The 19,053-nt window shown below is 65.2% G+C and carries 19 protein-coding genes; 14 read left to right on the forward strand and 5 right to left on the reverse strand.

Annotated elements, in window-relative coordinates; genetic code table 11:
• Positions 1-37 precede the first annotated feature (37 nt).
• Positions 38-1,549, forward strand: coding sequence for a SulP family inorganic anion transporter (locus ACN0X6_RS16420; protein WP_417705514.1), 1,512 nt, complete (start codon positions 38-40; stop codon positions 1,547-1,549).
• A 305-nt stretch (positions 1,550-1,854) separates the two neighbouring features.
• On the opposite strand, the gene ACN0X6_RS16425 is transcribed toward ACN0X6_RS16420, so the two are convergent.
• Positions 1,855-2,682, reverse strand: coding sequence for an arylamine N-acetyltransferase family protein (locus ACN0X6_RS16425; RefSeq protein WP_417705516.1), 828 nt, complete (start codon positions 2,680-2,682; stop codon positions 1,855-1,857).
• A 180-nt stretch (positions 2,683-2,862) separates the two neighbouring features.
• On the opposite strand from ACN0X6_RS16425, the gene ACN0X6_RS16430 reads away from it, so the two are divergent.
• Complete coding sequence (locus ACN0X6_RS16430) at positions 2,863-3,066, forward strand: hypothetical protein (protein WP_417705518.1); 204 nt, start codon at positions 2,863-2,865, stop codon at positions 3,064-3,066.
• A 122-nt stretch (positions 3,067-3,188) separates the two neighbouring features.
• Here the strand turns inward: ACN0X6_RS16430 and ACN0X6_RS16435 are convergent, their stop codons facing one another.
• Positions 3,189-4,685 carry a CoA-acylating methylmalonate-semialdehyde dehydrogenase gene (locus ACN0X6_RS16435; protein WP_417705520.1) on the reverse strand — a complete coding sequence of 499 codons (1,497 nt, stop codon included), beginning with the start codon at positions 4,683-4,685 and terminating at the stop codon, positions 3,189-3,191.
• Positions 4,686-4,795: 110 nt separating this feature from the next.
• Positions 4,796-6,142 (reverse strand): aspartate aminotransferase family protein, encoded by a 1,347-nt coding sequence (locus ACN0X6_RS16440; protein WP_417705522.1) that lies wholly within the window; start codon positions 6,140-6,142, stop codon positions 4,796-4,798.
• 182 nt (positions 6,143-6,324) lie between these two features.
• Here ACN0X6_RS16440 and ACN0X6_RS16445 point away from each other — a divergent pair, with 182 nt between their 5' ends.
• From ACN0X6_RS16445 to ACN0X6_RS16485, 9 genes are all read left to right on the forward strand, one after another.
• A complete protein-coding gene (locus ACN0X6_RS16445) occupies positions 6,325-7,242 on the forward strand; it encodes a LysR family transcriptional regulator (protein WP_417705524.1) in 918 nt (305 codons plus the stop codon).
• 170 nt (positions 7,243-7,412) lie between these two features.
• Positions 7,413-8,075 carry a TetR/AcrR family transcriptional regulator gene (locus ACN0X6_RS16450; protein ID WP_417705525.1) on the forward strand — a complete coding sequence of 221 codons (663 nt, stop codon included), beginning with the start codon at positions 7,413-7,415 and terminating at the stop codon, positions 8,073-8,075.
• Positions 8,075-8,659 carry an IMPACT family protein gene (locus ACN0X6_RS16455; protein WP_417705527.1) on the forward strand — a complete coding sequence of 195 codons (585 nt, stop codon included), beginning with the start codon at positions 8,075-8,077 and terminating at the stop codon, positions 8,657-8,659. The genes ACN0X6_RS16450 and ACN0X6_RS16455 overlap by 1 nt, the downstream gene beginning before the upstream one ends.
• The gene (locus ACN0X6_RS16460) at positions 8,656-9,225 is read left to right on the forward strand and encodes a DUF922 domain-containing protein (protein ID WP_417705529.1); all 570 of its coding nucleotides are present in this window, start codon (positions 8,656-8,658) and stop codon (positions 9,223-9,225) included. The genes ACN0X6_RS16455 and ACN0X6_RS16460 overlap by 4 nt, the downstream gene beginning before the upstream one ends.
• 45 nt (positions 9,226-9,270) lie before the next feature.
• Positions 9,271-9,957, forward strand: a complete 687-nt coding sequence (locus ACN0X6_RS16465) for an SDR family oxidoreductase (RefSeq protein ID WP_417705531.1) — start codon at positions 9,271-9,273, stop codon at positions 9,955-9,957.
• A 202-nt stretch (positions 9,958-10,159) separates the two neighbouring features.
• Entirely contained in the window at positions 10,160-10,720 is a 561-nt protein-coding gene (locus ACN0X6_RS16470) for an MFS transporter permease (RefSeq protein ID WP_417705532.1), read from the forward strand.
• A gap of 250 nt (positions 10,721-10,970) precedes the next feature.
• Positions 10,971-12,518, forward strand: coding sequence for an ABC transporter ATP-binding protein (locus ACN0X6_RS16475; protein ID WP_417705534.1), 1,548 nt, complete (start codon positions 10,971-10,973; stop codon positions 12,516-12,518).
• A gap of 11 nt (positions 12,519-12,529) precedes the next feature.
• Positions 12,530-13,627, forward strand: coding sequence for an ABC transporter permease (locus tag ACN0X6_RS16480; protein ID WP_417705536.1), 1,098 nt, complete (start codon positions 12,530-12,532; stop codon positions 13,625-13,627).
• A gap of 95 nt (positions 13,628-13,722) precedes the next feature.
• A complete protein-coding gene (locus ACN0X6_RS16485) occupies positions 13,723-14,649 on the forward strand; it encodes an ABC transporter permease (protein WP_417705538.1) in 927 nt (308 codons plus the stop codon).
• A gap of 77 nt (positions 14,650-14,726) precedes the next feature.
• On the opposite strand, the gene ACN0X6_RS16490 is transcribed toward ACN0X6_RS16485, so the two are convergent.
• Both ACN0X6_RS16490 and ACN0X6_RS16495 read right to left on the reverse strand, forming a co-directional pair.
• Positions 14,727-15,191 (reverse strand): REP-associated tyrosine transposase, encoded by a 465-nt coding sequence (locus ACN0X6_RS16490; RefSeq protein ID WP_417705540.1) that lies wholly within the window; start codon positions 15,189-15,191, stop codon positions 14,727-14,729.
• 86 nt (positions 15,192-15,277) lie between these two features.
• The gene (locus tag ACN0X6_RS16495; RefSeq protein WP_417705542.1) at positions 15,278-15,694 is read right to left on the reverse strand and encodes a hypothetical protein; all 417 of its coding nucleotides are present in this window, start codon (positions 15,692-15,694) and stop codon (positions 15,278-15,280) included.
• An 82-nt stretch (positions 15,695-15,776) separates the two neighbouring features.
• On the opposite strand from ACN0X6_RS16495, the gene ACN0X6_RS16500 reads away from it, so the two are divergent.
• The 3 genes from ACN0X6_RS16500 (at position 15,777) to ACN0X6_RS16510 (ending at position 18,948) form a co-directional block, all read left to right on the forward strand.
• Positions 15,777-16,127, forward strand: a complete 351-nt coding sequence (locus ACN0X6_RS16500; RefSeq protein ID WP_417705543.1) for a MerR family transcriptional regulator — start codon at positions 15,777-15,779, stop codon at positions 16,125-16,127.
• Positions 16,128-16,254: 127 nt separating this feature from the next.
• Entirely contained in the window at positions 16,255-17,610 is a 1,356-nt protein-coding gene (locus tag ACN0X6_RS16505; protein WP_417705545.1) for an 8-oxoguanine deaminase, read from the forward strand.
• Positions 17,611-17,865: 255 nt separating this feature from the next.
• Positions 17,866-18,948: a BMP family ABC transporter substrate-binding protein gene (locus tag ACN0X6_RS16510; protein WP_417705547.1), complete on the forward strand. Its 1,083-nt coding sequence runs from the start codon at positions 17,866-17,868 to the stop codon at positions 18,946-18,948.
• The last annotated feature ends 105 nt before the right edge of the window (positions 18,949-19,053 follow it).

The raw sequence follows: 19,053 nt of genomic DNA on the forward strand, positions 1-19,053 counted from the left end.
GCTGCTTTTGCCCGCGAGATGGGCAAGGAGATTCCCCATGAATGCATTTCGCACATTGCCCCGGGACGCGCTGGCGTCCGTGGTGGTCTTTCTCGTCGCCCTGCCGCTGTGCATGGGCATCGCCATCGCCTCCGGCATGCCGCCGGCCAAGGGACTGATCACCGGCATCATCGGCGGCCTGGTAGTCGGCTTCATCGCCGGTGCGCCACTACAGGTGAGCGGCCCGGCTGCCGGCCTCGCCGTACTGGTGTTCGAACTGGTGCGTACGCACGGCATGGCCGCGCTAGGCCCGGTACTGCTGCTGGCCGGACTGATCCAGCTGGTCGCCGGCGCCTTGCGCCTGGGGAGCTGGTTTCGCGTCACCGCGCCTGCAGTGGTCTACGGCATGCTCGCCGGCATCGGCATCCTGATCGTGTTGTCGCAGGTGCATGTGATGATCGATGCCGCGCCCAAGGCCTCCGGCCTGGACAACCTGCTGGCCTTCCCCGGCGCCGTACGTGATGCGCTGAGCCTGCTCGGCAGCAACGCGATGATCGCCGGTGCAGTGGGCCTCGGCACCATCGCCAGCATCTGGCTGTGGGAGCGTTTTCGTCCGGCACCGCTGCGCTTTCTGCCTGGCGCACTGGTCGGCGTGACGCTCGCCACCCTGGCCAGCCTGTGGCTCACGCTGCAGGTCAAGCGCGTCGAACTGCCGGCCAACCTCGGCGATGCCATCGACTGGATCACCCCGCAAGGGCTGGCCAGCCTGGCCGATCCGCAACTACTGATCGCCGCCCTCGCCTTGGCCTTTATCGCCAGCGCCGAGACGCTGTTGTCTGCCGCCGCCGTCGACCGCATGCACGATGGCCCACGTGCGCGCTTCAACCGCGAGCTGTCCGCCCAGGGCATCGGCAACATGCTCTGCGGCGCGGTCGGCGCCCTGCCGATGACCGGCGTAATCGTACGCAGCTCGGCCAACGTCCAGGCCGGCGCTCGCGGCCGCACCTCGACCATCCTCCACGGCGCCTGGCTACTGGCCCTGGTCGCTCTGCTGCCCGTCGTACTGCAGAGCATCCCGGTGGCCAGCCTCGGCGCGGTGCTGGTGTACACCGGCTGCAAACTGGTCGACCCCAAGGCCATGCGCAACCTCGGCCAGTACGGCCGTGCCCCGGTGTTCATCTACGCCGCCACGGCGCTGTGCATCGTCTTCACCGACCTGCTGACCGGCGTGCTGGTGGGCTTCGGCTTGACGCTGCTGAAACTGGCCTGGAGCGCCTCGCGCCTGCGCGTGAAACTGGTACCCACCGGCCCGAACAGCGCCGAGCTGCGCATGAGCGGCGCCGCCACCTTCCTCCGTGTGCCGCAACTGGCCAAGCTGCTGGCCAGTGTCGAGCCGGGCACACGCCTGCACCTGAGCCTGGCGCGGGTCAGCTACATCGACCATGCCTGCATGGAACTGCTGGAAGACTGGGGCTGCTCCGCCCGCGCCCAAGGTGGTGGGCTGGAGATCGTCGAAGGGGCGGCGTTGAAACGCCGGGTAGAGGGCCGACAGCGCACGGCGCTGGCCTGATTGCCAGGGCCGGGCGAAAGCCAAGAGTACATGCAGCCAGAGCGGGGGGCAGGTGTGTCTGCAACACCAGACCAACCGACTGGGCGAACGCGTCCTGTCCCTGAATGATACGGTGGACAAGCTTCGCGTTGTCCACCCTACGTAAATCCGGGCTACTTGCTGATCGCGGTCCATCAGTAATCTCAGCGGGCCTTCGAGGCTTCCGAGATTTTCGCGGCTGAAGCCGCTCCTACAGATTTGGGTGGCTTCGGGTCGTGGCTGAAGCCCCTCCCACAAGAGCATGGCGCTATCAGCCGCCCTTGCCTTCACGCCCCCGCGATCAGCCGCTCGATGATCTCCCGCCGCTCAGGATGCTCCGGCACCTGAATGCCAAACTCCTCGCGCAACACCCTCAGCACCTCATCGACACTGTGCAACTGCACCCGCTCACTCGCCTGCCCCAGGCGGTGAATGGCGAAGCTGCCGTTATTCAGGGTCTTGCGCAAGCCTGGGCTGGTGCGCGCAGCAATCATCTGGCCGAGGAAGGGCGAATCCGGGTGGGTGCACACGTACCAGTTGCCCACCACGTAATCGATATCCGCCACTTGCTGCAGATCGAACACGTACATCGCCCGCCAGCTACCCGCCACCAGTGCGCGCAGGGTGTAGGTGCCGTCCACCAGCGTCAGGCGATAGGGCTCATGCGGCGTGGCCTGTTCGGCCTCGCTGTCGAGCAGCAACGGGCCGGTCGGCACCATGCCGCCGAAACCGACGTCGGTGATGTAGCGCACGCCATCGATGGTCACCAGCACCAGCATATGGGTGCGGGCCGGCAGGGCATCTTCCGGCCCGCCCATGACCACGCGACCGGTCAGCCCGCGCGCGTCGAAGCCCAGCGCCTGCAACAGCAGCAGGTACAGGCGGTTGAGTTCGAAGCAGTAACCACCACGACCCTGGCGCAGGAGCTTGTCCTGGATCGCGACGGGTTCGACCTCGACCGGCACGCGCAGCATGCTGGCCAGGGTTTCGAAGGGGAATTCGGCGGTGTGCCGCGCCTGCAGCTCGCGCAAGGTGTCGAGAGTCGGTGGCGGCGCGGACGAGTGCCCCAGTCGCCCGAGGTATCTGTGTAGATCCAGCATGAATGGCTCGGTCATCGTGCATCTCCCTTTTTCTACCTGCCGGCTGTTTTACCAGAGGCCGTGGATGGACGATATGCAACGAGCGGCATGGCGTGCTCGAATCAGCGCTTTCGGTTTGCGGCAGCCAGCACACACGAACCGGCGCGAATGCGCCAATCTATCGCTCATCGTCCGAGCTTGCCCGAGGATTCCATGATGCACCTGCACCGTTGCTGCACCCTTTCCCTGTTACTCGCCCTGGGCGGCTGCGGCGCCGGTGAGACGGCCGCCACGGCGACGCTCCAGGCTGAGCAGGCCAAACAGGCTCAGCAGCAGATGGAGCAGCTCAAGCAGCAGATCGACCAGGCCAATGCGGCGAACACTCAGCGCCTGCAGGAGGCCATCGATCAGGCGCAGTGACCGGCGCCTCGTGCAGGGCGCATTTCCATCCACCGGGGCGCTGCTTGCAGCGAACAATGCGCCACCGGATGACGAAAAGGCCGATCTCGTGATCGGCCTTTTCGTTCAACGCATCAGCTCACTCAGCCATTGCTGGGGAAGGCGAACTGCGCCGCTTCGTGGCTCTTGCGCGCCGGCCAGCGTTGGGTGATGGCCTTCTTGCGGGTGTAGAAGCGCACACCATCCGGGCCGTAGGCATGCAAGTCGCCGAACAGCGAGCGCTTCCAGCCGCCGAAGCTGTGGTAGCTGACCGGCACCGGCAGCGGCACGTTGACGCCGACCATGCCCACTTCGATCTCGTCGCAGAACAGGCGCGCCGCCTCACCGTCACGGGTGAAGATGCAGGTGCCGTTGCCGTACTCGTGATCGTTGATCAGTTGCATGGCTTCTTCCAGGCTGCCGACGCGGACGATGCACAGCACCGGGCCGAAGATTTCGTCGGTGTAGATGGTCATGTCCGGGGTCACCTGGTCGAACAGGGTGCCGCCGACGAAGTAGCCGTTTTCATTACCCGGCACCACCAGGCCACGACCATCGACCACCAGCTTGGCGCCCTGGGCGACACCGGCGTCGATGTAGCCCTTGACCTTGTCGCGCGCAGCGGCGGTGACCAGCGGGCCCATGTCCAGGCCGCAGGAGGTGCCGGCACCGATCTTCAGCGCCTGGATCTGCGGGACGATCTTGTCCACCAGCGCGTCGGCGATCTGGTCACCCACGCACACGGCCACGGAGATGGCCATGCAGCGCTCGCCGCAGGAGCCGTAGGCCGCGCCCATCAGCGCGCTGACAGCGTTGTCCAGGTCGGCGTCGGGCATCAGCACGGCGTGGTTCTTGGCGCCGCCCAGGGCCTGCACGCGCTTGCCGCGCTTGGTGCCTTCGCTGTAGATGTATTCGGCGATCGGCGTCGAGCCGACGAAGCTCAGGGCCTTGACCTCGGGCGCTTCGATCAGCGCATCGACTGCGTCCTTGTCACCGTTGACCACGTTCAGCACGCCCTTGGGCAGACCGGCCTGATTCAGCAGCTCGGCGATGAACAGGGTGGAGCTGGGGTCGCGCTCGGACGGCTTGAGGATGAAGCAGTTGCCGCAGACGATGGCCAGCGGGTACATCCACAGCGGCACCATGGCCGGGAAGTTGAACGGGGTGATGCCGGCGACCACGCCGATGGGCTGCAGGTCGGTCCAGGCGTCGATGTTCGGGCCGACGTTGCGGCTGTACTCGCCCTTGAGGATTTCCGGGGCGGCGCAGGCGAACTCGACGTTCTCGATGCCGCGCTTGAGTTCACCGACGGCGTCTTCGAGAGTCTTGCCGTGCTCGGCGCTGATCAGCGCGGCGATCTCGTTCTCGTTCTGCTCCAGCAGTTGCTTGAAGCGGAACATGATCTGCGCGCGCTTGGCCGGCGGGGTGTTGCGCCAGGCCGGGAAAGCGGCCTTGGCGGCGTCGATGGCCAGCTGCATGGTGGCGCGGTCGGCAAGGCCAACGGCGCTGGTGGAGTCGCCGGTGGACGGGTTGTAAACCGGGGCGCTGCGATCGTTGCCGGCAACGCGCTCGCCGTTGATCAGGTGCGGGATATGGCTCATGGGGCTCTCCAGAGTCGTAGGGTGGATGATGCTGTTTTCATCCACCTTGGGGATTAGCTAATTGGTGGATGGGTAAAGCGTCATCCACCCTACGAGTGATCGCTGTTCGCTTAGTCCAAGCTGTTCAGCACGTCGCCGACGGCATTGAACACGCGGTCGAGGTCTTCCATCTTGGCGTTGAAGGTTGGGCCGAACTGCAGGGTGTCGCCACCGAAGCGTACGTAGAAACCCGCCTTCCACAGGGCCATACCGGCCTCGAACGGACGGATCACCGCGTCGCCATCACGCGGGGCGATCTGCAGGGCGCCAGCCAGACCGCAGTTGCGGATGTCGACGATGTGCCTGGTGCCCTTCAGGCCATGCAGCGCAGCCTCGAACTTCGGCGCCAGCTCGGCGGACTGCTGGATCAGGTTCTCGCGCTTGAGCAGCTCCAGGGTGGCCAGACCGGCGGCACAGGCCACCGGGTGCGCCGAGTAAGTGTAGCCGTGGGTGAACTCGATCATGTGCTCCGGCGACGGCTGCTGCATGAAGGTGTTGTAGATCTCGCTGCTGGCGATCACCGCGCCCAGCGGGATGGCGCCGTTGGTGATCTGCTTGGCGACGTTCATCAGGTCCGGGGTCACGCCGAAGAATTCCGCACCGCTCCACTTGCCCATGCGGCCGAAGCCGGTGATCACTTCGTCGAAGATCAGCAGGATGTTGTGCTGCGTGCAGATCTCGCGCAGGCGCTGCAGGTAGCCCACCGGCGGCACGATAGCACCGGCCGAACCGGACATCGGCTCGACGATCACCGCGGCGATGTTGGAGGCGTCGTGCAGTTCGATCAGCTTGAGCAGCTCGTTGGCAAGCTCCACGCCGCCGGTCTCGGCCATGCCCTTGGTAAAAGCCATGCCCGGTTGCAGGGTGTGCGGCAGGTGGTCGGCGTCCATCAGTTGGCCGTACATCTTGCGATTGCCGCCGATGCCGCCCAGCGCGGTACCGGCGATGTTGACGCCGTGGTAGCCACGAGCACGGCCGATGAAGCGGGTCTTGGAGGCCTGGCCCTTGAGGCGCCAGTAGGCTTTGGCCATTTTCACCGCGGTGTCGGCGCACTCGGAGCCGGAACCGGTGAAGAACACGTGGTTGAGCTCACCCGGCATCAGGTCGGCGACCTGCTCGGCCAGCTTGAACGACAGCGGATGGCCGTACTGGAAGCCCGGCGAATAGTCGAGGGTACCCAGCTGCTTGGCCACGGCCTCCTGAATTTCCTTGCGCGAGTGACCGGCGCCACAGGTCCACAGACCGGACAGGCTGTCGTAGATCTTGCGACCCTGGTCGTCGGTCAGCCAGTTGCCCTCGGCCGCCACGATCAGGCGCGGGTCGCGCTGGAAGTTGCGGTTGGCGGAGAACGGCATCCAGTGCGCATCCAGCTTGAGCTGGCTGGCCAGGGACGGGGTTGCGGTCTGCGGCATGTTCATTGGGAAGGCCTCGAGCTGGCGGCGTTTGGAAGATTTGTAATCCGACGAACCATATAGGCAGCGTGCGAATCGCGGCTAAAGCCGCTCCTACAAAATCCTGTCTGTTGCCAGCAAAGGTGCCACGGGCATAGAGTCAGTAAAACAACACTCTTCTTATCTTCAGTTCAAGGCCTACTAAACAGATGAGCAGCCGCCGTCCCGATCCGCTGGCCCAGGTCAGCGACTTTGAAATCCGCCTGCTCAAGCTATTTCGCAGCGTGGTGGAATGCGGCGGTTTTTCCGCGGCGGAAAGCGCGCTGGGCATCGGCCGCTCGGCCATCAGCCAGCAGATGAGCGACCTCGAACAGCGCCTCGGTCTGCGCCTGTGCCAGCGTGGCCGTGCCGGCTTCGCCCTGACCGAGGAAGGCCGCGAGGTGTACCAGAGCACCCTGCAGCTGCTGGCGGCGCTGGAGAGCTTTCGCACCGAGGTCAACGGCCTGCATCAGCACCTGCGCGGCGAGCTGAACATCGGCCTGACCGACAACCTGGTGACCATCGCGCACATGCGCATCACCAATGCCCTGGCGCGCCTCAAGGTGCAAGGGCCGGACGTGCGCATCCACATCCGCATGACGCCGCCCTCGGAAGTGGAACAGGGCGTGCTCGACGGCCGCCTGCACATCGGCGTGGTGCCGCAGGTCGGTGCCCTCTCCGGCCTGGAATATCAGGCGCTGTACGACGAGCGCTCACTGCTCTACTGCGCCGTCGGCCACCCGCTGTTCTACGTCGATGACCAGCAGCTCGAGGACGAAAGACTCAACGCCCAGGAGGCCATCGCCCCGACCTTTCGCGTGCCGCCCGAGGTGCAGAGCCACTACCAGGCGCTGAACTGCACCGCCAGCGCCTCGGACCGCGAGGGCATGGCCTTTCTCATCCTCACCGGGCGCTATATCGGCTACCTGCCCGACCACTATGCCCAGGCCTGGGTGCAGCAGGGGCGCCTGCGCGCGCTCAAGGCGTCCACGCGCTACTACGACATCAACCTGGCAGCGGTCACGCGCAAGGGTCGCCGCGCACATCTGGTGCTGGAGAGCTTTCTCGACGCCCTGGCCGAAGCCTGAGGTGCGCACTGGCAAGTGCCCCTTCTCGGAGAGAAAAAGCGGGCAGATCGCCTGTGCAGGGTGACGCGCCCGGCGCAAACGGGCTTTTTCACACCGTAATGCTTGTCACCCAGCCAAGGCTGGGGTATCTGTGCAATCGCTCGGCTCCCTGATCAGTTCGGAATCACCCCATGACCTTCGAAGTCCCCGCCCACAGCGCCAGCGGCAAGCCCGCCGGGCGCATTCGCCAGAAGAACGAAGAAGCCATCATCAAGGCTGCCGAGGAAGAGTTCGCCCGGCACGGCTTCAAGGGCACCAGCATGAATACCATCGCGCAGAACGTCGGCCTGCCCAAGGCCAATCTGCACTACTACTTCAACAACAAGCTGGGGCTGTACCTGGCGGTGCTGAGCAACATCCTCGAACTGTGGGACAGCACCTTCAACAATCTGAGCATCGATGACGACCCGGCCGAAGCGCTGGAGCGTTACATCCGCGCCAAGATGGAATTCTCCCGGCGCCAGCCGAAGGCTTCGCGCATCTTCGCCATGGAAGTGATCAGCGGCGGCGAGTGCCTGTCGCAATACTTCAACCAGAACTACCTGGACTGGTTCCGTGGCCGTGCCGCCGTGTTCGAAGGCTGGATCGCCGCTGGCAAGATGGACCCGGTCGACCCGCTTCACCTGATCTTCCTGCTGTGGAGCAGCACCCAGCACTATGCCGACTTCGCCTCGCAGATCTGCCGCGTGAAGCAGAGCTCGCGCCTGACCAAGCAGGACTTCGAGCAAGCATCCGACCAGCTTGTGCAGGTCATCCTCAAGGGCTGCGGCCTGACACCTGCCGCCAAAGCCTGATGGCGTTCACCCTGCTCGGTCCCTGCCAATACCGCGAGGAGATTCGCAAGAGCCGCTTCATCGCCCTCGCCGCGCCGATTGCCAGCGCGGCCGAGGCGCAAACCTTCATCGACAGCCACAGCGACCTGGCCGCCTCGCACAACTGCTGGGCGTGGAAGGTCGGCAACCAGTACCGCTTCAACGACGACGGAGAACCGGGCGGCACGGCGGGGCGGCCGATCCTCGCCGCCATCGAGGGGCAGGACTGCGATCAGGTGGCGGTGCTGGTGATCCGCTGGTACGGCGGCATCCAGCTCGGTACCGGCGGCCTGGCTCGGGCCTATGGTGGCAGCGCGGCCAAATGCCTGCAGGCCGGCGAGCGGCGCGAACTGGTACTGCGCCAATCCTTCACCTGTCATTTGCAGTTCGCCGAACTGCCGCTGTTCAAGGCGCGCCTGAACGAGTTCGACAGCCTGATCGAAAGCGAGGACTACGACGCCACTGGCGCGCGCCTGCAACTGGCCGTCGTGCCGGCCGAGCGCGCTGCGCTGGAGCGCCTTCTTGGCGACATCAGCCGGGGCCGCGAGACTCTGAGAGCACCATGAAGCGGACGATCATTACCCTTCTGCCTCTGTTGCTGTGCCTGGCCCTACCGGCCCCGGCCGAAGTGCAGGAGCGCCTGCAGGAGCAGTATTACGACCTGCAGGTGGCCTCTGGCCAATCCCTCAGCCGCGCCCTCAACCAGGCCTCGCCGATTCGCCAGAACGGCCAGATCTACCACGCCTACACGCGCTGGCGGGTGCAGTGGAATTTCTGGTGGCGCGAGCAACGTGACGGCCGCTGCCAGATCGACCTCACCCGTACCCGGTTGAACGCCACCATCACCCTGCCCCGCCTCGGCGGCGGCGACGCCCAGCAGCGCCAGCGTTTCGAGCAGTACCTCGGTGCACTGCGCGAACATGAGCTGGGCCATTACCGCATCGGCCAGGCTGCCGCCGCCGAGATCGACGCCGCCCTGCTGCAGGCGCCCGAGTACCCCAGTTGCGCGGAGCTGCAACAGCAGGCCAACCAGCGCGCCAACGCCATCCTGCAACGCCATGTAGAGCAGGAGCGACAGTACGACCGGCAAACCGGTCACGGCCGCAGCCAGGGCGCCTGGCTGACGGAATAAGTGCGCTATGCTGGACCGCCTTTCTTAGCCGCCATGGAGCTTGAAATGACTGCGCCCCGATCCATTCTGATCATTGGAGCCTCACGTGGCCTCGGCCTTGGTCTGGCCGGTGAATTCGCCGCCCAGGGCTGGAGCGTCACCGCCACCGTGCGTAGCGCCACGCAGCAGGCACCGCTGCAGGCGCTGCCCGGGGTACGCGTGGAGCAACTGGAAATGACCGATCCGAACAGTCTCGAGCAGTTGGCCAAGCGCCTGAGCGACCAGCAGTTCGACGTCATCTTCGTCAACGCCGGGGTCGCCGGCCCCGCGCACCACAGCACCGCACAGGCCAGCGCCGAGGAAATGGGTCAGCTGTTCCTGACCAACGCCGTCGCCCCGCTACGCGTGGCCGAGCGCCTGCTGCCGAACCTGGCCGCCGAGCATGGGCTGATCGTGTTCATGAGCTCGATCCTCGGCAGCATCGAGGCGGGTGCCGGCCTGGGCATGCCGCTATATGGCGCCAGCAAGGCCGCGCTCAACCACCTCGTGCAGGGCTTCGTGCGCACTCAGGACAATCCGCACCTCGGCGTGCTGCTGATGCACCCGGGCTGGGTACGCACCGACATGGGTGGCGCCGACGCCCCGCTGGATATCGACAGCAGCTGCAAGGGCATGGTCGAACAAGTCAGCTCCGCCGTCGGCCAACCCGGTCTGCGCTATCTGGACTTCGAGGGCAACCCGCTGCCCTGGTAAGTATCCGCACTGGATATCGGCCTGCCACCTGGGGGCCGAACACGATTGCTCTCACGCTCGCCGTGGGAGCGATTCGCCTGAGTGAGCACGCCATTTCGCGCCACAACGCACAGCGAAAACATCCTGACATTCGTATACTCTGCCGCACTCTGAACACTCGCAGGATGCGAGCCTCCCACAACCGCTATCCGGGACTAGGTCAATGGACAACCTGTATCAGCCCCCCAAAGCCGAGCTGCTCGACGCACAATCTCAGGCCCGCAGCGCGTTCTTCGTCACCTCACTGAAGAAGTTCTACCTGCTGTACTTCACCACCTTCAGCCTGTACTCCTTCTATTGGTTCTACAAACAGTGGGACAACCAGCGCAGCGCAATGCTGCCGAAAAAGATCTGGCCAGCGGCGCGCTCGATCTTTCAGGTATTTTTTACCCATTCGTTATGCAGGCTGATCAGCGAACACAAGCAGAGCCTGGGTCGGGCGGCTTGGCGTTACTCGGGCACCGCCTGGGCCTACGTGCTGCTAACCATCGTCACCAACCGCCTGTCGCGGATCGATGGCCCAGGCGGCGGTCTTGAATGGCTGATGCTGTTCGCCATCATCATGGCGCCAGCCGTGCCCCTGGCGCTGATCCAGCAACAGGCCAACCAGGCGAGCGGCGATGACGATGGGCAGAGCAACGCCTCTATCAGCGGTCTCAACCTGCTGTGCATGGCCCCCGGCGCCTTGCTATGGCTGTTCCTGCTGGGCGCATTCTTCGTCTGAGAACCCCAGCGCGTCCGGGTATCCAACGAGCGGGCACTTCAGACATGGCGCCTCTTTTCCCGGGTTGCATCGTCGCCAACCTCGGTGCGCTCGAATGCGGTGCGCACGGCGCACCCTACGGGTTGGGTCGCACCAATCCTGCGCATGAACCAGGACTGGCGGCAGACGCAAACGCCCGCCGCCAGCTTTTCTGACCTCCTGGCCAGGTTTTTGCTTTAGCCCCGCTCAGTCATTGCCATGAGCGCCTTCCATGTCTGCCTCACCCGATGCCCCACGCCTGCAGCTGAGCGCCATCAGCAAGCAATACCCCGGCTGCCTGGCCAACGATCGTATCGACCTGGCCATCGCCCCCGGCGAGATCCGCGCCCTGCTCGGCGAGAACGGTGCCGGCAAGAGCACCCTGATGAAGATCATCTACGGCGTCACTCAGCCCAGCAGCGGCGAGATTCGCTGGCAGGGCCAGGCCTTGAAGATGCGCGACCCGGCCATGGCACGGCGCCTGGGCATCGGCATGGTGTTCCAGCATTTCTCGCTGTTCGAGACCCTGACCGTCGCCGAGAACATCGCCCTGGCCATGGGCGCCGACGCCGGCACGCCGAAGCAACTGGAGGCGAAGATCCGCGAGGTGTCGCAGCGCTACGGCATGGCGCTGGAGCCGACTCGCCTGGTGCACAGCCTGTCCATCGGCGAGCGCCAGCGGGTGGAAATCGTGCGCTGCCTGATGCAGGACATCAAACTCTTGATCCTCGATGAGCCGACCTCGGTGCTCACCCCGCAGGAGGCCGACGAGCTGTTCGTCACCCTGCGCCGCCTGGCCGCAGAGGGCTGCAGCATCCTCTTTATCAGCCACAAGCTCGGCGAGGTGCGTGCCCTGTGCCAGAGCGCCACGGTGCTGCGTAGCGGCCGCGTATCCGGCCATTGCGTACCGGCCGAGTGCAGCGATCTGCAGCTGGCGCGACTGATGGTCGGCAACGCCGAGGGGCTGGAAAGCAGCTACCCGAAAGTCAGCGGCGGCCTGCCACGGCTGCGCGTCGATGACCTCAGCTGGCACAACCCCGACCCCTTTGGCTGCTCGCTCGAGCACATTCGCCTGGAAGTGCGCAGCGGCGAGGTCGTCGGCATCGCCGGGGTGGCCGGCAATGGCCAGGACGAGCTGCTCGCGCTGCTCAGCGGCGAAACTCGCCTGCCGCGTGGCGAGCGTGAGCGAGTGAGCCTGGATGCCGCGCCGGTGGCCAATCTGCATCCCGATGCGCGGCGCCAGCTGGGCCTGGCCTTCGTCCCCGCCGAGCGCCTCGGCCATGGCGCAGTGCCGGAGATGAGCCTGGTGGACAACGCCCTGCTCACCGCCTTCGGCCAGGGCCTGGTCAAGGGCGGCCTGGTGCAGCGTGGCAAGGTACGTGCGCTGGCCGAGGAGATCATCCGCCGCTTCGCGGTGAAGACGCCGAATGCCGATACGGCGGCGCGCAGCCTGTCCGGCGGCAACCTGCAGAAATTCATCCTCGGCCGGGAAATCCTGCAACAGCCCAAACTGCTGGTGGCGGCGCACCCGACCTGGGGCGTGGACGTCGGCGCCGCTGCCGCCATCCACCGCGCGCTGATCGCCCTGCGCGATGCCGGCGCGGCGATCCTGGTGATCTCCGAAGACCTCGACGAGCTGTTCCAGATCAGCGACCGCATTGGCGCGCTGTGCAGCGGGCGGTTGTCGCCGCTGGTCGACACCGCGCAGGTCAATACCGTGGAAGTCGGCCGCTGGATGGCCGGTGAATTCGATCAACCCGCCGCTGCTGCGGCCTGCTGACGGAGCCCGTCATGCTGTTATCCCTGGAACCGCGCGGCCAGCAATCGCGCCCCATGCTCTGGCTGTCGCCGCTGCTGGCCGCCGTACTGACCCTGCTCAGCGGCATGCTGCTTTTCACCCTGCTCGGCCATGACCCGCTGGAAACCCTGCACACCCTGCTGATCGCCCCGGTCAGCGACTGGTACGGCGTGTCCGAACTGCTGGTCAAGGCGCTGCCGATTCTGCTCTGCGCGCTCGGCTTGGCGGTGGCCTACCAGGCGCGCATCTGGAACATCGGCGCTGAAGGCCAGCTGCTGATCGGCGCGCTGGCCGGCAGTGCCATGGCCCTGCAACTGATCGACTGGGACAGCCGCTGGGCGCTGGCGGCGGTGGTGCTGGCCGGCACCTGCGCCGGCGCTGCCTGGGCCGGGCTCACCGCCTGGCTGCGTACGCAGTTCAACGCCAACGAAATTCTCACCAGCATCATGCTCAACTACATCGCGCTGAACCTGCTGCTGTTCTTCGTGCATGGCCCGCTGAAGGATCCGGCTGGTTTCAACTTCCCCGAGTCGGCCATGTTCGGCGATGCCAGCCGTCTGCCGCTGGTCAGCGAGGACGGGCGCCTGCATGGCGGCCTGTACCTGGCACTGCTGGCCCTGGTGGCGGTGTGGGTGCTGCTGCACAAGAGCTTTCTTGGTTTTCAGATCAAGGTACTGGGCCTGGACAAGCGCGCCGCCGGTTTCGTCGGCTTTCGCGAGAAGCGCCTGGTGTGGTTCGCCCTGCTGGTCAGCGGCGCCCTGGCCGGCATGGCCGGTGTCGGCGAAGTGGCCGGGCCGATTGGTCAACTGGTGCCGCAGGTCTCGCCTGGCTACGGCTACGCGGCCATCACCGTGGCCTTTCTCGGCCGTCTCAATCCGCTCGGCATCGTCGCCGCCAGCCTGCTCATGGCGCTGCTGTACCTGGGCGGCGAGAACGCGCAGATGAACCTCAACCTGCCGCAGGCGATCACCCAGCTGTTCCAGGGAATGATGCTGTTCTACCTGCTGGCCTGCGACGTGCTGATCCTCTACCGGCCACGGCTGAAGTGGCAATGGGTGAAGCGCGAGAAGCTCACCGAAGCGACAACCTGACGGTGGGAGTGGCTGGGCGGCATTCCACTTTAGCCGCGACAAAAGCTCGCCGCTGAAGCGCCTCCCACAAAGAGCATGAATACAAAGGAATCCCTATGGATCTCGATCTGTTGACCAATATCTTCTACGCCATGGTGCGCACCGGCACGCCGCTGCTGCTGGTGGCCCTGGGCGAGCTGGTGTGCGAGAAGAGCGGTGTGCTCAACCTCGGCCAGGAAGGCATGATGCTGTTCGGCGCGGTGATCGGCTTCATCGTCGCCTTCAGCACCGGAAGCCTGTGGCTCGGCGTATTGCTGGCCATCGCCGCCGGCATGCTGTTGTCGCTGCTGTTCGCCGCCGTGGCGCTGGGCTTCAACGCCAACCAGGTGGCCACCGGCCTGGCCCTGACCATCTTCGGCGTCGGCCTGTCCACCTTCGTCGGCGCTGCCTGGGTCGGCAAGCCGCTGTCCGGCTTCGAGCCCATCGTCATCCCGCTGCTGTCTGACATCCCGCTGATCGGGCGCATGCTGTTCGCCCAGGACCTGCTGATCTACCTGTCCTTCGCCCTGTTCGCCCTGGTGGCCTGGGGGCTGCTGAAAAGCCGCATCGGCCTGATCATCCAGGCCGTCGGCGAGAACCCGGACGCCGCCAGCGCCATGGGCCTGCCGGTGCTGCGCGTGCGGACTCTGGCGGTACTGTTCGGCGGCGCCATGGCCGGCCTGGCCGGTGGTTACCTGTCGCTGGCCTACACGCCGATGTGGGCAGAGAACATGACCGCCGGGCGCGGCTGGATCGCCCTGGCGCTGGTGGTATTCGCCAGCTGGCGCGTGCTGCGCGTGCTGCTCGGCGCCTACCTGTTCGGCCTGGCCAGCATCCTCCATCTGGTGGCACAGGGCATCGGCCTGTCGATTCCGTCGAACCTGCTGGCCATGCTGCCCTACGTCGCCACCATCGTGGTGCTGGTGCTGCTCTCGCGCGACGCGATCAAGACCCGGCTGTATGCGCCGGTATCGCTGGGCCAGCCGTGGCGGCCGGGGCATTAATCGAATCAATCGCGGCTGAAGCCGCTCCTACGCGAACGCCAACCCTTTTGTAGGAGCGGCTTCAGCCGCGATCCGCTCTAGAGCCAAATCGCATCCCACAACGGGTACTCCGCCACCCGCTTCACCAGGCCTGCCCGCACAGGATTGGCAATCACGTATCGTGCGACAGTCTGTAAGTCCTCTTCCTGGCGCAAAGCCCGGTCATGGAAGCCGTGCTGCCATAACGGGCCTGTTCGCGACAAACGCTGGTTGATATGCCGTGAGCTACGGCCTTTTACACGGCGCATCAGCTCATTCAGCGTCGTGCTCTCCAACTGCACCATCCAATGCAGATGATCAGGCATCACGACCCACGCCAGGGAGTGCGCCAGGCCGATCTCATGAGCCTCGCGCAGCTCGGCGACCAATAGCCGCCCGAGAGCGAAATCCTGGAGAAGCGCTTCACGGCCATGCAGTACGGCTGTCAGCAAGTAGACTCGACCAGTTTCGGAATAACGTCCACGGCGTAGTGCGCCTGCATGTGGTTTGTCTGAACGAAACATTCCTTTGCCTCCTGATCGTGATCCGTTCTGTATAGCAGTTGATCGCGGCTGAAGCCGCTCCTACAGCACCTCCCGTAGGAGCGGCTTCAGCCGCGAAAAGCTTGCTGCGGCGATCTCACCAGCCACAACTGCGCCACGCCCCAGGTCAGTTCGAAGACCAGGAAGATCGCGATCAGTGGCGTTGCGCCGTGCATCAGGGCGTAGATCTGCCAGGTGGAGAACAGCAGGCGACCGGCCGCGTCATAGCGGCCGAACACCGCTTGCGGATCGCGGATACGTAGCACCGACCAGACGCAGATGATCGAGCCCATCAGGTTGCCCAGCAACATGTGCATCGGTTCGAAGGCCGGTAGCGCGCCCGGCAGGCCGAGGCCGTGGTGCAGGCTTTGCAGCAGGCCGTGCAGCGCCATGAAACTCCAGGGCGTGGCAAAAGGGACGGCCACCAGCAGGTCGTACCAGCCACTGGCCCGTACCAGGCGGCGATAGTGTTCGGGGGTCCACATGGGGGTTGCTCCAGTCATTGAAGGAGCACCCAGGCTAAGGCCTGGAGTATGCTCCAAGGTCAACACCCCACCGAGCGAACAGATGCGAATCGGAGAACTGGCCGAAGCCTGCGAAGTAAGCCGCGACACCCTGCGTTTCTACGAGCAACGCGGATTGATCGCCGCACGGCGCAGCGCCAACGGTTACCGCGACTACCCCGCCGAGATGGCGCAGCTGGTCACCTATATCAAGACCGCGCAGCGCCTGGGCTTCAGCCTCGGCGAGATCAGCCAGCATGTTGGCGGCCTGTGGCAGGCCAGCGACCCGGATCAGACCGTGACCCAACTGCTGCAGGACAAGCTGGCGCTGATCGAGCGCCGCATCGACGAACTGCAGCAATTGCGTAGCGAACTGCAGCAGCGCCTGGCCACCACCTGCCCGTTGCGCGCCTGACACGGATTGCCTGCTGACCAGAAAGTCAGCTATCTTCCCCCGCACGTCGATTCCGACGCACCTGGATCAGCAGACAGGGTCAACACTGAGCTGGCTTACCTGACATCAACCTCAGAGGAGCCTGCTCATGGCAGCTACCCGTATCTGGATCAAGAACCCCCTCGCCATCTTCACCGCCAACGACCTGGACGCTACCGGCGGCCTGGTGATCGAGGATGGCCGCATCGCCGAAGTGCTCAGCAAGAGCCAGCAGCCTGCCGCGCCCTGCCAGCATGTATTCGATGCGCGCGAGCACGTCGTGCTGCCGGGCCTGATCAACACCCACCACCACTTCTACCAGACCCTCACCCGCGCCTGGGCACCGGTGGTCAACCAGCCGCTGTTCCCCTGGCTGAAGACGCTCTACCCGGTCTGGGCGCGCCTCACGCCGGAGAAACTGGCGCTGGCCAGCAAGGTGGCGTTGGCCGAGCTGCTGCTGTCCGGCTGTAGCACTGCAGCCGACCATCACTATCTGTTCCCCGGCGGCCTGGAGAATGCCATCGACGTACAGGTCGAGGCGGTGCGTGAGCTGGGTATGCGCGCCATGCTCACGCGCGGTTCCATGAGCCTGGGCGAAGCCGACGGTGGCCTGCCGCCGCAGCAGACGGTACAGCAAGGCGAGGTGATCCTGGCGGACAGCCAGCGCCTGATCGGCCAGTACCACCAGCGCGGCGACGGCGCGCAGATCCAGATCGCCCTGGCGCCCTGCTCGCCGTTCTCGGTGACCCAGGACATCATGCGCCAGAGCGCCAAACTGGCCGACGAGCTGGACGTGCGTCTGCACACCCACCTGGCCGAAACCCTCGACGAGGAAGACTTCTGCCTGCAGCGCTTCGGCCTGCGCACCGTGGATTATCTGGACAGCGTCGGCTGGCTCGGCCCGCGCACCTGGCTGGCCCACGGCATCCACTTCAACCCTGACGAAATCACCCGCCTTGGCGCAGCCGGCACTGGCATCTGCCACTGCCCCAGCTCCAACATGCGCCTGGCCTCGGGTATCTGCCCCAGTGTCGAGCTGGAAGCCGCCGGTGCGCCGCTGGGCCTGGGTGTCGACGGTTCGGCGTCCAACGATGCCTCGAACATGATCCTCGAAGCGCGCCAGGCGCTGTACATCCAGCGCCTGCGCTACGGCGCCGAGCAGATCACCCCGCAACGCGTGCTCGGCTGGGCCACGCGTGGTTCGGCGCGCCTGTTGGGGCGCAGCGATATCGGCGAGCTGGCGGTGGGCAAGCAGGCCGACCTGGCGCTGTTCAAGCTCGACGAGCTGCGCTTCTCCGGCAGCCACGATCCACTGTCCGCGCTGCTGTTGTGCGGCGCCGACCGCGCCGACCGGATGATGATCGGCGGCACCTGGCGCGTCATCGACGGGCAGATCGAGGGACTGGACGTGGCGCAACTGATCGCCGATCACCGCCAGGCAGCGAAGCAGTTGGTAAACGCCTGATCCCGAACCCTAGGGTGCACCGTGTGCACCGGAAAACTGCCGGTGCGCACGGCGCACCCTACGGTTTGCAGCAGGGCAATCGCACCACAACGCAGCATCTGCACGCCCATCGCACCAATAGCGCTCCACACCGTTCTCCGCTCTTGCCCACAAAGGCTTTCAGTACGGCTATCTGTCTTGTTGGTCAGCTTTTTGCAGTCAGGGGATCAGCCAACCAACGGCCACCCCAACACCAAGACTGGAGCTGCATCCACCATGCACAAGAAGAGCAAAAAACCGCTGCTGCGCACCCTCGTCGCCGCCCTGGGCTTCGGCGCCATGCTAAGCGCCTCCGCCGCCGACCCGCTGAAGGTCGGCTTCGTCTACATCGGCCCCATCGGCGACCACGGCTGGACCTACCAGCACGAGCAGGGCCGGCAGATGCTGATCAAGGAAATGGGCGACAAGGTCACCACCAGCTTCGTCGAGAACGTGCCGGAAGGTGCCGACGCCGAGCGGGTGATCCGCAACATGGCCAAGGGTGGTTTCGACCTGATCTTCACCACCTCCTTCGGCTACATGAACCCGACCATCAAGGTGGCCAAGCAATTCCCCAAGGTCACCTTCGAGCACGCCACCGGCTACAAGCAGGACAAGAACGTCGGCACCTACCTGTCGCGCTCCTATGAGGGGCGTTACGTCGGCGGCTTCCTCGCCGCGAAGATGACCAAGACCAAGAAGGTCGGCTACGTCGCCTCCTTCCCGATCCCCGAGGTAATCCGCGACATCAACGCCATCCAGTTGGCGCTGGACAAGTACAACCCGGGCACCGAGATCAAAGTGGTGTGGGTCAACACCTGGTTCGATCCGGGCAAGGAATCCGACGCCGCCAACGCGCTGATCGATCAGGGCGTGGACGTGATGTTCCAGCACACCGACAGCCCGGCACCGATCCAGACCGCCGAACGCCGGGGCATCTACTCCGTCGGCTACGCCTCGGACATGGCCCACTTCGGGCCGAAAGCCGTGCTCACTTCGATCGTCAACGACTGGGGCCCGCACTACGTGAAATCCACCCAGGCGGTGATCGACGGCACCTGGCAGCCGCAGGATTTCTGGGGCGGTCTGGCCGAAGACACCCTCTCACTGCCGATCAGCGACCTGGTGCCGGCTGACGTGAAGAGCGAGGCCCAGCAGATCATCGCCGACATTCGCAGCGGCAAGCTCCACCCCTTCACCGGCCCGATCAAGGATCAGAGCGGCGCGGTGCGCATCGCCGAAGGCGTGAGTGCGACCAACGCCGAACTGGCCTCGATGAATTACTACGTGGAAAACGTGAAGGCCGAAATACCGAAGTAAGTGGCTGGCGGGTTGCACCCGTCCTACGGTCTGTAGGGCGGGTGCAACCCGCCACCCGGCAACTACCGATGCCGTCCCTGCCATTGGCAGAACCGCATCAAGGGG

The sequence above is a fragment of the Pseudomonas sp. genome, from assembly GCF_048269965.1.
Lineage (GTDB): Bacteria > Pseudomonadota > Gammaproteobacteria > Pseudomonadales > Pseudomonadaceae > Aquipseudomonas.